General features: G+C 49.8%; 11 protein-coding genes. 5 read left to right on the top strand and 6 right to left on the bottom strand.

What is annotated here, in order from left to right:
* Nucleotides 1-53: 53 nt before the first annotated feature.
* On the bottom strand, nucleotides 54-1,481 hold the full coding sequence (locus tag H4O27_RS05445) for an MFS transporter (RefSeq protein WP_165008165.1): 1,428 nt from the start codon (nucleotides 1,479-1,481) through the stop codon (nucleotides 54-56).
* A gap of 355 nt (nucleotides 1,482-1,836) precedes the next feature.
* Here H4O27_RS05445 and H4O27_RS05440 point away from each other — a divergent pair, with 355 nt between their 5' ends.
* From H4O27_RS05440 to H4O27_RS05420, 5 genes are all read left to right on the top strand, one after another.
* Entirely contained in the window at nucleotides 1,837-2,616 is a 780-nt protein-coding gene (locus H4O27_RS05440) for a (Fe-S)-binding protein (protein ID WP_165008163.1), read from the top strand.
* Nucleotides 2,613-3,314: a LutC/YkgG family protein gene (locus tag H4O27_RS05435; protein ID WP_165008161.1), complete on the top strand. Its 702-nt coding sequence runs from the start codon at nucleotides 2,613-2,615 to the stop codon at nucleotides 3,312-3,314. Before H4O27_RS05440 ends, H4O27_RS05435 begins: the two co-directional genes overlap by 4 nt.
* A complete protein-coding gene (locus H4O27_RS05430) occupies nucleotides 3,311-4,756 on the top strand; it encodes a LutB/LldF family L-lactate oxidation iron-sulfur protein (protein ID WP_165008159.1) in 1,446 nt (481 codons plus the stop codon). Before H4O27_RS05435 ends, H4O27_RS05430 begins: the two co-directional genes overlap by 4 nt.
* Before the next feature lie 244 nt (nucleotides 4,757-5,000).
* On the top strand, nucleotides 5,001-5,840 hold the full coding sequence (gene htpX / locus H4O27_RS05425) for a protease HtpX (RefSeq protein WP_165008157.1): 840 nt from the start codon (nucleotides 5,001-5,003) through the stop codon (nucleotides 5,838-5,840).
* 365 nt (nucleotides 5,841-6,205) lie between these two features.
* The gene (locus H4O27_RS05420; RefSeq protein ID WP_165008155.1) at nucleotides 6,206-6,349 is read left to right on the top strand and encodes an amidohydrolase; all 144 of its coding nucleotides are present in this window, start codon (nucleotides 6,206-6,208) and stop codon (nucleotides 6,347-6,349) included.
* A gap of 242 nt (nucleotides 6,350-6,591) precedes the next feature.
* Here the strand turns inward: H4O27_RS05420 and H4O27_RS05415 are convergent, their stop codons facing one another.
* From H4O27_RS05415 to thrC, 5 genes are all read right to left on the bottom strand, one after another.
* The gene (locus H4O27_RS05415) at nucleotides 6,592-9,282 is read right to left on the bottom strand and encodes a M16 family metallopeptidase (protein ID WP_165008153.1); all 2,691 of its coding nucleotides are present in this window, start codon (nucleotides 9,280-9,282) and stop codon (nucleotides 6,592-6,594) included.
* Between the two features lie 271 nt (nucleotides 9,283-9,553).
* Nucleotides 9,554-9,733, bottom strand: a complete 180-nt coding sequence (locus tag H4O27_RS13000; RefSeq protein ID WP_206224744.1) for a GNAT family N-acetyltransferase — start codon at nucleotides 9,731-9,733, stop codon at nucleotides 9,554-9,556.
* Nucleotides 9,734-9,886: 153 nt separating this feature from the next.
* The gene (gene aroD, locus H4O27_RS05405) at nucleotides 9,887-10,636 is read right to left on the bottom strand and encodes a type I 3-dehydroquinate dehydratase (protein WP_165008151.1); all 750 of its coding nucleotides are present in this window, start codon (nucleotides 10,634-10,636) and stop codon (nucleotides 9,887-9,889) included.
* A 97-nt stretch (nucleotides 10,637-10,733) separates the two neighbouring features.
* A complete protein-coding gene (locus H4O27_RS05400; protein ID WP_165008149.1) occupies nucleotides 10,734-11,513 on the bottom strand; it encodes a ferredoxin--NADP reductase in 780 nt (259 codons plus the stop codon).
* A 118-nt stretch (nucleotides 11,514-11,631) separates the two neighbouring features.
* On the bottom strand, nucleotides 11,632-13,041 hold the full coding sequence (gene thrC / locus H4O27_RS05395; RefSeq protein WP_165008147.1) for a threonine synthase: 1,410 nt from the start codon (nucleotides 13,039-13,041) through the stop codon (nucleotides 11,632-11,634).
* Nucleotides 13,042-13,073 lie beyond the last annotated feature (32 nt).

The following is a 13,073-nucleotide window of genomic DNA, read 5'->3' as shown; positions in this document are numbered from 1 at the left end:
CTGAAAAAATGAATTTAAATTGTTACTTCGCGCATTTTACCTGATTTTTATTGCTAGTTTGTAAGATTTTGGCCGTCTGAAACATGTAGACGGCTAAAAATCAGACCGGAAAGCAAAGTAATCAAGCCAACGCCGATAAAGGTCAGTTGGAACGCAATATGCAAATCCGCCTGAGCAAAGCTGCTGTCACGCCAAAACCGGAGCATCAGTGCACCCAAGGCAATACCCAAAGCAATGGCCAATTGCTGATTCACCGCCATCAGGCTGTTGCCGCTGCCGGTTTGATAGCCGCGCAAATCCGCCAGCGTAAGCGTGTTCATTGATGAAAATTGAATGGAATTGAAGGCACCCATCAACAACAATAAAACTACCCACACCGCCATCGGTGTCTCTGCGTCCGGTATCGCCAACAGCATAATCAGCACGCCCAGAATACGCGTGTTCCAAATCAACACATTACGATAACCGAAGCGCGCCATAATCGGCTTAATGGCCGGTTTTACCAGCAACGAAGCCAGCGCAATCGGCGCTACCAACCACCCCGACAGGCTTGCGCCGTAACCAAAAGCCACCTGAAACAATAAAGGCAGCAAAAACGGCACCGAGCTAATTCCTAACCGACTGAGCAAATTACCCATCAGGCCCAGGCGGAAAGTGCGCACTTTAAACAAATGGCCGGCATAAATCGGATTGGGTGCCGTCTTCGCATGGCGGTAATACAGCCACATCAACACCACGCTACTTGCCGCCAGCAGCAATGAAAACGGTGCGGCATTGGCATGAGACACGATCTCTACCGACAAAGTCAGCGCACACGCCGCTGCGGCAAACATCAAGAAACCACTCAAATCCAACGCCGTTTTCCCACCTTTGACATCAGGCATAATTTTCCGGCCGACAATCAAACCTACCAAGCCAATCGGCAGATTCAGCAAAAAAATCCAATGCCAAGATGCATATTCCACCAAATAGCCGCCAACCAACGGCCCCAACACCGGCCCGATTAAAGCGGGCATCACCGCATAGTTAAACGCATTGAGTAACTGCGATTTTTCATACACGCGCAAAATCGTCAAACGCGGCACCGGCACTAACATCGAGCCGCCAATCCCCTGCACCGCCCTGGCCAGCACCAACATCGGCAGGTTTGACGCGGCAGCACACAATAGCGAACCCAGCATAAAGATAGAAATTGAAGCTAAAAACACCTTTTTCGTACCCAATCGGTCAACCAAATAGCCGCTTAAAGGAATCAGCAACGCCACGGTTAAAGTATAAACAATCACCGCCATTTGCATATTCAGCGGCGATTCGTGCAAATCCCCGGCAATTTTGGGCAAAGCGGTATTTAAAATGGTGGCATCCAGCATCTGCATAAAAATGGCAATGGCCATCAACAGCGGCAGCCAGCGGGAAGGTTTCACAGCTTGGGTCATCATAATCCGGCTTAAATAATGTTTCTTTTCATCAATATCGGGCATTGTACCTGAATTTAAAGCCAGCCAAGGCAACAAGGCCGTCTGAAAAAACTTTGCTTTCGGACGGCCTAAGGTTAAATATTTCCTCCCAACCCGGAAAACTGATTCAGACGGCCTTTTATAATAAACAATATGCTATGCCGTCTGAAAATTATTTTTCATTTTAATATAAACAAATTACATTTTAAATTTAATGAGAATGATTACTAAAATATAAAATATCAGAAGACATAAGCCTTTTAGCTTTCAACCATCTATCGACAAATTTATTTTGAAAAATTCAACTTGACCTGTTACATCAAATTACTTAAAGTACAAAATTATCCTTTACTCATTACAATTAGAAATCCCTACCCAAATGAGCGTAAAAACCCCTATCCCCATTATCCGTTTCGACAGTGTGCCGACCGATGCATATTTCTTCGGCACCTGCGTTCTCGACATCTTCATGCCCGAAGCCGGCATGGATGCCATGACCTTAATCGAGCAGCAAGGCATCCGCACCCATTTCCCGATGGATCAAAGCTGCTGCGGCCAGCCTGCTTATTCTTCGGGTCATCCGCAAGAAGCGTTTGAAGTGGCCAAAGCGCAATTGGATTTATTTCCTGAAAACTGGCCGATTGTCGTGCCGTCAGGTTCGTGCGGCGGCATGATGAAGCACCATTGGCCGAATTTATTTAAAGGCACGCCTTACGAAGCGAAAGCCAAAGACATCGCCGAGCGCGTAATCGAATTTACCCATTTCCTGCTGGCCATCGGTTACCGCCCCGAAGACAAAGGTGCGCCGGTGAAAGTGGCTGTGCATACTTCTTGCGCCGCACGCCGTGAAATGAATGTGCATCTTTCCGGCTGGGAGCTGATTGACGGCATGGAAAATGTCGAACGCATCGTGCACGATCACGAAAGCGAATGCTGCGGCTTCGGTGGTACATTCTCGGTCAAACATCCCGACATTTCCGGTGCCATGGTCAGCGACAAAGTAGCCGCCTTGAAAGAAACCCAAGCCACGGAAATCATCAGCGCCGACTGCGGCTGCATGATGAACATCGGCGGCAAAATCGCCAAAGACGAACCAAACATGCCGGCACCGAAACACATTGCCACCTTCTTATTGGAACGCACAGGAGGCAAAGCATGAGCGCACGCGACAATATCCTGGCCAAGCTGAGAAAAGCCGATGCCTACCCGATGATTGAGCCAAATACCTATGGTTACTACCGCCAAAACGAAATGACTTGGGAAAGCGAAACCGCCCGTCTGAAACATTGGGCGGTTACCATGCGCGCGGTGAAAACAGAGATTTACTGGGTAACCCGCAACAATTGGCCGCAAGTGTTCCGCCAAGCAGCCGAAGAAAAAGGCCTGAAAAACATCTTATTGCCATTACAAACTTCAGACGGCCTCAAAGCCCGGGCCGCCTTGGAAGGCAGCAACATCGAAGCCTTGTCGTTCGACCGTAAAATCGAAGACTGGAAAGACGAATTTTTCCTGCAAGTCGATGCCGGTTTCAGCGGCTCAAAATGCGGCATCGCCCGCACCGGCACCATCATGCTGGAATCCGGCCCCGAGCAGCCGCGAAGCTTGAGCCTGGTGCCGCCGGTGCATTTCTGCCTGTTTGATACCGGCAAAATGTACGGTGAATTCCATCATGCCGTCGAAGGCGAAAAACTGGTTGAAAACGGTATGCCGACCAACGTGATTCTCATCTCCGGCCCATCTAAAACCGCCGACATCCAATTAACGCTGGCCTACGGTGCACACGGTCCGCGTGATTTGGTGGTGCTGGCGATTCTGCCCGACCACATTTCACCTGCCGATCTGGAGGAAACCGTATGAGCAGCCAAACCATCCGATTCCACATGAAGCCGGAAACCTTCAAACAAAATACCGCCATTTCACTACAGGACAAACCATTGCGCAAAAGCCTGCGCACGGCAATGGATATGCTGATGACCAAACGCAAAGCCGTGTTGTCGGACGAAGAAGAATTGCAAACCCTGCGTGATTTGTGCGAGCACATCCGCCAGCGCTCACTGTCACGCCTGCCTGATTTGCTGGAGCAGCTTGAAACCAACCTGACCCGCTTGGGCGTGAAAGTACACTGGGCAGAAACCCCTGCCGAAGCCTGCACCATCATTCACAACATTATAAATGCCCGCAACGGCAAACTGATGGTCAAAGGCAAATCCATGGTCAGCGAAGAAATCGAACTGAACCATTATTTGGAAGACAACGGCATTCGCGCAGTAGAAAGCGATTTGGGCGAATTCATCGTTCAGATGGCCGGCGAAAAGCCGACCCATATCGTAATGCCCGCCATCCACAAAACCAAAGAGCAAGTCAGCGAATTGTTCCACCAAAACTTAGACACCCCGCTGACCGATGACGTTGACCAGCTCACCGGCTTTGCCCGCATGGCCTTGCGCGATATTTACCGCACTGCCGATGTCGGCTTGAGCGGCGTGAACTTTGCCGTCGCCGAAACCGGCACCTTGTGTTTGGTTGAAAACGAAGGCAACGGCCGCTTGTCTACGACCGTACCGCCGGTGCATATTGCCATTACCGGCATCGAAAAAGTCGTGGCCAAATTGTCGGACGTGCCGCCGCTGTATAGCTTGCTGCCACGCTCGGCCATCGGTCAAAACATCACTACTTATTTCAACATGATTACCGGCCCGCGCCGCAGTGAAGAGTTGGACGGCCCGCAGGAAATGCACTTGGTGTTGCTCGACAACGGCCGAACGCAAGCCTATGCCGAAGACCAAATGCGCCGCACTTTGCAATGCATCCGATGCGGTGCGTGTATGAACCACTGCCCGGTGTACACCCGCATCGGCGGCGCGGCTTACGGCACCACTTATCCGGGGCCGATTGGCGAAATCCTGTCGCCGCACTTGCTCGGCTTGGAAAGCACCAGCGACCTGCCGACCGCATGCAGTATGTGCGGCGCATGTACGGAAGTGTGTCCGGTACGCATCCCGATTACCGAGCAAATGCAGCGTCTGCGTGTAGAAGCCCAACGCCCGCCAAGCGAAGTGGTGCCGCATCCGATTCGCGGCCAAGGTGCTTCTCATACCTTTAGCGAGCAAATGGCATGGCGCACGTTCAACGGCATTTTCAGCGGAAAAAAAGCCTACCGTGCATTTGGTTGGGCAGCGACCAAATTCCGCGCCTTAACCCCAAACAAACAATTGGGCTGGACGGATAGCCGTGTGCCGATGAAACCGGCGAAGAAAACACTGCATGAAATGATGGCGGAAAAACAACGCCAATCGTAATGTTTCATGGCCGAATCAAGGCCGTCTGAAACTTTCAGACGGCCTTTCGATTATGGCAACATGTTTACCTGCCCGGCCGAAATTTGCATAAACCACTGCTTTCCAACAGATACTAACATTCAGATTTGCATACCTTTGCTCAAAAGCTTATTCCCTAGAATCAACCTTTTTGAGACAATACCGTCAAATCTGCGCCACCGCGGCCAGTATAAAACAAACCATACCAACTAAAGGAATCCATCCGGTGAAACGCATTTTCTTGTTTCTTGCAACCAATATTGCCGTTCTGATCGTTATCCGTATCGTTCTGGCTATTTTAGGCATTAACAGCACCGACGAAGTCGGCAGCCTGTTGGTTTATTCTGCCGTCGTCGGCTTCAGCGGCTCGATTATTTCCCTACTTCTTTCCAAAACCATGGCCAAACGTTCGGTCGGTGCGGAAGTGATTACCCAGCCGCGCAGCGAAGAAGAAGCTTGGTTGTTGTCCACCGTTGAAGCCCAAGCGCGTCAATGGAGTTTGAAAACGCCGGAAGTGGCCATTTACCATTCGCCGGAGCCAAACGCATTCGCTACCGGCGCCAGTAAAAACAATTCCTTGGTTGCCGTATCCACCGGCCTGCTCGACCACATGACCCGTGATGAAGTCGAAGCCGTATTGGCACACGAAATGGCACACGTCGGCAACGGCGATATGGTGACGCTGACCTTGATTCAAGGCGTGGTCAATACCTTCGTTGTATTCTTCGCCCGCATCATTTCCGGCATGGTTGCCCGCAATGAAGACGGCAGCACCTCCACCGGCATGTATTTCATGGTCAGCATGGTGTTGCAAATCGTCTTCGGTTTCTTGGCCAGCATCATTGTGATGTGGTTCAGCCGCCAACGCGAATACCGCGCCGATGCCGGTGCCGCCAAATTAGTCGGCGCACCCAAAATGATTGCCGCCTTGCAACGCTTGAAAGGTGCCGGAAACGATTTACCGCAAGAGATGAACGCCATGGGTATTGCCAGCGAAAGCAAAGATTCGCTGTTGAGTACCCACCCGTCTTTGGATAACCGCATTGCCCGCCTGAAAGCGCAATAAAATTCAACCATCAAAGGCCGTCTGAAAAGATTTCAGACGGCCTTTTTATATTTGCATATTGTTAACAAAGTTGAAGGGGCCAGGATAATTGAAATTTTCTACCTACCATAATTCAGAAGAATCCAAAGGAAATGCCATAAGCCATTTGCAAACGCTACGACAAAGAGAAAAAGAATTTACCCGCCTGCGCCGGCCAAATCCACCAAACCTCCCGGGCTTGGGTTTGAAAAACAGCACACCGGCGACATCATTGCCGATTTGCTTCAGCAATGGGCTATGAAGTGCCTCACGGTTTGGGCAAAACCGGTGTGGCCGGTACGTTAAAAAAACGGCGACGGTAAAAAATCATCGGCTTACGCGCGGATATGGATGCATTGCCGATTCATGAAGAAAATATCCACGACTGGCGCAGCAATCCGCTTTATGATTTCAACGACCGGATTATCGTGCCGGCAGCGGCTTATTGGTGCGCTTTAACTGAAAAATATAGTGGATTCACTTTAAAATAGGATAAGGCGGTGAGCCGAAGACAGTATAGATAACGGCTAAGCGAACCAACGCCGTACTATTTTAAAGTGGATTCACTATATTTATGCTGATCTTTCAGACGGCCTGTATCTGCATCTTAAGGCCGTCTGAATATTTTTTAGGATGATAACCATGCAAAACCATTCCCAACCATTTGAAGGCAGCGACCGCTTGCTTTAATGCCGCCCGACACCCTGCTCAGACGGCATTTTTATCAGGCTGGTTAAGGCCGCGGTGTCATCAGCAAAATTTTCTCGTTTTCCGCCGACCACATCAATTTCGCCGTTTCGCGTAACTGATTGCGGCTGAAATTTGCCGGGATATTGGAAATCTCGGTCAAATAACGTGCATCACCGTAGCTTTGGTGGCTAATAACCAACCGCTCCAACCACAATTCGGGCTTGCGGCGGCGGGCATTTTCCTGTTCGACAAAGAGCTTACGCAGATTACGTGCTTCGCTGAAGCCGATATTGTCAGATAGGGCGTTCAACACCTTTTGCGCGGTCTGCCAAGCGGATCGGGCTTGTTCGCTTGACGTATTAAACGACAAGCGGCTTTGCATACGGTTTTGCCCGATATTAGGCTCAGCCTGAAATTTCACGGCGTAAACGCTTTGCTGTTTGCCGCGTAATTCGTCTTTCAAACGCGCATTGGCAATATTGTTCAAAAGCTTGATTTGCTCATGTTGCGCCGGCGAAAGCCGGGCTATGGTTTGCCACGACAAGGCTTGCACATCTGTGCCTTGCGTATCGTTGGCGGCGATTTGCCGTATCTGACGGCCACTTTGCCAAGGATATTTGGTCGAAGGCATGGCTTGGCGCGGAATATCGGCCAAGTATTGCGCCACCCAAGGCTTCACATTTTCAATCGGCAGATTGCTGACGATGTAATAAGTAGTTGGTGCGGAAGCCAGTGTTTGCCATTGTTGTCGGAAAGCAGCTTCATTCAAACCTGCATAAGCAAGGCTTTCGGACGGCATCAGCGCATTGCGGCCATATTGCAGCGTGTTCAAGGCATCACGTTGCCGCCCTGATTTGGCATATTGCGCCACTTTAAAACGCGATTCTTCCCGCTTCACAACCTGTTGCCAACCGCTGAAATCAGGGGCAGTTTGCTGCTGGCGGTAAAGCTGCAACACCGATTGCAACGCAGTTTTGGCGGCTTGTACATCGGTCGTCTGATAATAGCCACCCAAGCGGAAACGGTAACGCTGTATGCCCTTCTTTTGTTGCCATTGTTTGAAATTGGCCGCACTCATACCTTGCGGCGTTGATCGCACCAACACATCGGCTAAAATTTCGCCCTGCCATGCCTGTTGCGGCTGTTGCCAATAGCCAACATTGGATAAGGCTTTGAAATACAGATTATTACCTGCCACCGGCAATTTCATCACCACCGCCATATCTCCGTTACTCAAAGTCAGATAATGCAGGTTCAATTTGGCATCGTGGCGTTCGGCGAGAATACTGCCGCCTTGATTTTCGGCAAAATGCGGCTCAATCAGACCGTCCGAACCGTTTTTATGCGAACTAACCTCTTGACTCAATTCAGATACTTCAGGAAGCTTCACTTTCTCATCTGCCTGTGCCTGCACCTCAATCATTTTATCGGGTGCGTTCAGCCAATCGGCAATGCGTTCATTCACCGCTTTGGCATTGATGCGGTAAAGCTGGCTGCGGTCTATGGTTTGGGTTTCGGCATCGGGCATTGGCAAACCGCGCAATACGGTTTCATCGCTTATTGCGGCTACTTTGTTCAAATCATTGGGAATACCGGCTTTCTGCGGCGACAAATTTCCGTGCAATGCTTTGCGGTATTGCGCCAATTCTTCGTTGGTGGCCGGTGTGTTTAAAATGTCTTGGCGCAAATGACGCAACACGTCCAACATTTCACTATGCTGATTGGTCCCGGTTTCGGATTGGAACACCAAAACGCCGGTATTTCGCCCCAGCGTATCCATTTTCAATACCACATCTTCGCCCGATTGCTGAATGCGGCGGTTGATGATAAAGGCGGCAAAATTATCCAGTAAACGCTGATAAGCATACTCTTCGTAAGCTGATGCCGGCTGCTTTTTAAAGCGGAACACCAGCGATAATTTGTTATCGGCATTATCGCGGTCAGCCACTTGCGCAATGTGCCAACCGTTTTGCAAAGCCGGCTCGTATTCTTCGTAGCGGCGCTCGCTCAAGGTAACCGGCTGCAAGCTGCCGAATAATTTTTGAATCAAGGCGGAAGTTTCGTCAATACTTACATTGCCCATCACCACCAACACGGCATTGTTCACGCCATACCAGCGGTTGTGAAAATCGCCGGCGGTTTTCATGTCGGCTTTTTCTATAGCTTCCAAACGCCCAATCGGCGCATACCGCCCTTGGCGCGCGCCTTTATACAGCAATTCATGCTGCTGGCGGCTGAGTCGGTTTTGCAGGCTTTGCTGCTGACGCCATTCACTTAAAATCACTTGCTGTTCTTTTTCCCAATCGGCAGCGGAAAACTGCTTCGGCTGCAAAATTTGGCGGTAGATCAATAAGGCTTCATCAAGCTGTTTGACTCCGCGTGGCGGGGTCAGCATATAGCGCGTATAGTCGTAAGTAGTAAGCGCGTTGAAATGCCGCCCCATCTGCCAGCCGTCTTTCATCAAACGGTTAGACAAGCCTTGTGGGTTTTGCGGCGAAGATTGAAACACCATATGCTCGGTGATGTGGGCAATGCCTTCTTCTCCGGCATTTTCATCGGCTGCGCCCACGCCGACATTCATGCGTGTCATCAGCCGTTTACCGGCCGATGGAATTTTGAAAATATGATAAGTCAGGCCATTATCGAGCTTGCCGGTGGAATACAGCGGCTGGTTTGCATAAGCAGGCAGCGTCGCGCCGACAACCGCCAGTACGACAAAATAAGTGAGCTTCATGAAGAGTTTCCGTTTAACAAGGCCGTCTGAAGCGGCTCTTTAGTAAAGCATTATAGCCTTAATTTATTCACAATGAATACACTAAACTGATTATATCCACTATTTTCAGACGGCCTCACCTTTCCTTTGCCGCGCCATATCGATGTGCGGAATACCGTCTGCCAAATATTCATCCGATACTTTGTAAAAACCCAAAAATTCATAAAACCGCTGTAAACAAAGCTATGTGAGAAACGCTGTTACACCGCTTGCAAGGCTTTGCATGAGCCTTTTACCCAATCCCCAACCCCGAAAAGACGACACCGCCAACGCGCGACCGATTTTTAACCAACGCTTCTTCCGCAATTATGCGGCAATACGCAGCTAACTGGCCGCCTTGTTCGGCAAACAAATGCAGCGCATCTAAATCTTTGTCATCCATTTCCGGATAAGGGCAATTTTGTTCCACCACGAAAGCATCAATGCGGCTTTTATAGTGGATTCACTATATAAATCTGCCATAGCTCGAGATGGATCAATTCGGTAAATGATGCGATGTGCCAATTTATTTTTGTCTAATAAGTAGGCCGTCTAAAATTCAGACGGCCCGTTCATTTCAAATCACTTACGCCAGAGTCTCCAGAATCTGTCGCAAATCATTCGCACCAATCTGACCCGGCGCCGACGCTTTGGCTGCAGCGCCGAAAGTCATGGCCGAACCGAAAGTTTGTCCGGCCAAGCGACTGATGACGCCGAGTTTACCCATAGACATGGTCACTATCGGCTGCTTGGCTGTTTGATACACTTCTTGCGTGGCCTCCAACAAGGTCAGCACATCGGCAGTGCTTTGCGGCATCACCGCAATTTTGCAGATGTCCGCACCCAAGCTTTCCATTTTTTTCAGACGGCCGGTAATCTCTTCTTTCTCTGGCGTTTTGTCAAAATCATGGTTGCACAACAGCGCAACCACGCCTTTGCCTTTCGCAGCCTGTACCGCTGCTCGAACTTTTTCATCACCGGCAAACAGTTCGATATCAATGATGTCGACCAACCCCGATTTAATTGCGCGGTGAATTAAGTCGAAATAATAGTCATCGTCACAAGGGCATTCACCACCTTCTGCTGCACGGCGGAAAGTAAACAGTAACGGCGTATCCGGCAAGGCTTGGCGCACCATTTCCGTTTGCGCCAACACGGCATCCGCATCAGCGGCGGTGTCTAAAAAATCAACACGAAATTCCACAATATCGAAGCTCAACCCTGCCAAACCGGCAATCGCTTGTTGCAGGCCGTCTGGATTTTTGGCGACCAGCGGTACGGCAATTTTCGGGCTGCCTGCGCCCAGTGTCACGTTTTTGATTTGAACGGTATTCATTTTTTCTCCTTTATTTAAAGTTCACTATAAAATGAAAGGCCGTCTGAAAGCATAATTATGTTCAGACGGCCTTATGAAGGCTAAACGTAATCGGCTATTATTGATCCACAAACGCGCGTTCAATCAAGTAATCGCCACGTTGGCCGACTTTTGGCGACGGAGTCAGGCCGAAGCTGTCGAGAATGGCGGCAGTGTCTTTGTTCATCGCGGTGCTGCCGCACAACATGGCACGGTCGTCTTGCGGATTCATCGGCGGCAAACCGATGTCTTCAAACAATTTGCCACTCTTCATCAAATCGGTCAGACGGCCTTGATGTTCGAATTCTTCGCGTGACACCACAGGATAGTAAATCAATTTTTCTTTAACCATACCGCCTAAGTATTCATGCTCCGGCAATTCTTTGGCGAAGTGGTCGTAATAGGCCAAATCTTGCTTGTAACGCACACCGTGCACCAGAATCACTTTTTCAAATTGCTCATAAATTTCAGGGTCTTTGGTGACGCTCAAGAATGGGGCAAGGCCGGTACCGGTGCTCAGCAGATACAAATGTTTGCCCGGATTCAAGTCTCCTGCCACCAAAGTGCCGGTCGGTTTTTTACTGATCAACACTTCATCGCCCACTTGCAAATGCTGCAAACGGCTGGTCAAAGGACCATCTTGCACTTTAATGCTGAAAAATTCCAAATGCTCTTCCCAGTTGGCCGAAGCCACGCTGTAGGCACGCATCAAAGGCTTGCCGTCCACCATCAAGCCAATCATCACAAATTGGCCGTTTTCAAAGCGCAATGATTCATCGCGGGTGCAGGTGAAAGAGAAATAAGCATCTGTCCAGTGATGCACTGACAACACTTTTTCAGTGTAAAATTTTGATGACATGAATTTTTTCCTATGAACAAAAACCGTTGCCGGCGCTTTCTAATATTTTGAAAATAATCGTTTCCAATCATGATTCGGGCCGTCTGAATCAATTCGCTTCAGACGGCCTAATGAGTGATTAATCCAATGCTTTGCGAATGATGTTTTTCACCAGTTCGGCATCGTTTTTCACCACTTCGACGCGTTGCGGCAAATCTTCCAAACCATTCAAACCGGCCGGACGCGGAATAGTCACATCGCCGACGGCTTCGTAAATGGTTTGGTCGAATTTGGCGGCCAAAGCGGTTTCCAAGCAAACAATGGTTTCGCCTGCTTCGCGTACTTCACGCGCCACTTTCACGCCGTCGGCGGTATGCGGATCAATCAGTCCCCCGTCTTGCTCGTACACTTGGCGGATGGTGGCCAAGCGGTCGGCGTGGGTTGATTTTCCCGATACGAAACCGTATTTCTCGTGAATTTCTTCTAAATAGTCTTTTAAATCAAAGCCTTTACCGGAAGCCACTTCGGCCCACAGGCTTTGGATTTTGTCGGCATCGCGATCCATCAAGTCAAACACAAAACGCTCAAAATTAGACGCTTTGGAAATATCCATCGACGGGCTGGAAGTGACGTGGGTGTGCTCGGTAGTTCGCGGTTGGTAACGGCCGGTTTTGAAAAACTCGTCCAATACATCGTTTTCATTGGTTGCCACGATTAAGCGGTGTACCGGCAAGCCCATCTGGCGCGCAATATGGCCGGCGCACACATTACCGAAATTGCCGCTTGGCACGCAGAAGCTCACCTTTTGCCCGTTGCCGGTGGCGGCATTGAAATAGCCGGCGAAATAATACGCCACTTGCGCCACGATGCGGCCCCAGTTAATCGAATTAACTGTGCCGACATGGTATTTGGCTTTGAATTCGGCATCGTTTTGCACGGCTTTAACGATATCTTGGCAATCGTCAAACATGCCTTCTACTGCGATGTTATGAATGTTTTCGTCTTGCAGGCTGAACATTTGCGCGCGTTGGAACGCGCTCATTTTTCCCTCCGGCGAGAGCATAAATACATTCACCCCCTTTTTGCCGCGCAAAGCATATTCGGCAGCCGAACCGGTGTCGCCGCTGGTCGCACCCAAAATGTTGATTTGCTTGCCTTCTTTGTTCAACACATATTCAAACGCATTGCCCAAAAACTGCATCGCCATGTCTTTAAAGGCCAAGGTCGGGCCATTGGACAAGGCCTCGATTTTGATGCCGTCTGAAAGGCTGCGCACAGGCGTGATTTCTTTGGTGCCGAAAGCTGCTTCCGTGTAAGTGCGGTTGACGATGTCGCGCAAATCGCCGCTTGGAATATCGGTAGCGAACAGGCTGATGATTTCAAACGCCAGCTCAGGATAACTCAGCGTGCGCCATTTTTGCAGGGTCACTTCGTCCACTTGCGGATAATGCTCGGGCAGCATCAAGCCGCCGTCGGGTGCCAAGCCCATCAATAATACTTCGCTAAACGATTTCGGCGCAGTGGCACCGCGCGTGCTGATGTATTTCATGTTTTCTACTCTGTATCTGTTTAATCATTAAA

The sequence above is a fragment of the Neisseria yangbaofengii genome (assembly GCF_014898075.1).
GTDB lineage: Bacteria > Pseudomonadota > Gammaproteobacteria > Burkholderiales > Neisseriaceae > Neisseria > Neisseria yangbaofengii.
The sequence above is the reverse complement of the archived record's forward strand: the minus strand, read 5'-3'. Positions and strand labels throughout refer to the sequence as shown.

Excerpts from the sequence above, each read along its gene's own strand:
- H4O27_RS05420 (WP_165008155.1), top strand. The coding sequence starts at position 6,206 with ATGGATGCATTGCCGATTCATGAAGAAAATATCCACGACTGGCGCAGC.
- H4O27_RS05445 (WP_165008165.1), bottom strand. The coding sequence starts at position 1,481 with ATGCCCGATATTGATGAAAAGAAACATTATTTAAGCCGGATTATGATG.
- H4O27_RS05415 (WP_165008153.1), bottom strand. The coding sequence starts at position 9,282 with ATGAAGCTCACTTATTTTGTCGTACTGGCGGTTGTCGGCGCGACGCTG.
- aroD (WP_165008151.1), bottom strand. The coding sequence starts at position 10,636 with ATGAATACCGTTCAAATCAAAAACGTGACACTGGGCGCAGGCAGCCCG.
- H4O27_RS05430 (WP_165008159.1), top strand. The coding sequence starts at position 3,311 with ATGAGCAGCCAAACCATCCGATTCCACATGAAGCCGGAAACCTTCAAA.
- thrC (WP_165008147.1), bottom strand. The coding sequence starts at position 13,041 with ATGAAATACATCAGCACGCGCGGTGCCACTGCGCCGAAATCGTTTAGC.
- H4O27_RS05400 (WP_165008149.1), bottom strand. The coding sequence starts at position 11,513 with ATGTCATCAAAATTTTACACTGAAAAAGTGTTGTCAGTGCATCACTGG.
- H4O27_RS05440 (WP_165008163.1), top strand. The coding sequence starts at position 1,837 with ATGAGCGTAAAAACCCCTATCCCCATTATCCGTTTCGACAGTGTGCCG.
- H4O27_RS05435 (WP_165008161.1), top strand. The coding sequence starts at position 2,613 with ATGAGCGCACGCGACAATATCCTGGCCAAGCTGAGAAAAGCCGATGCC.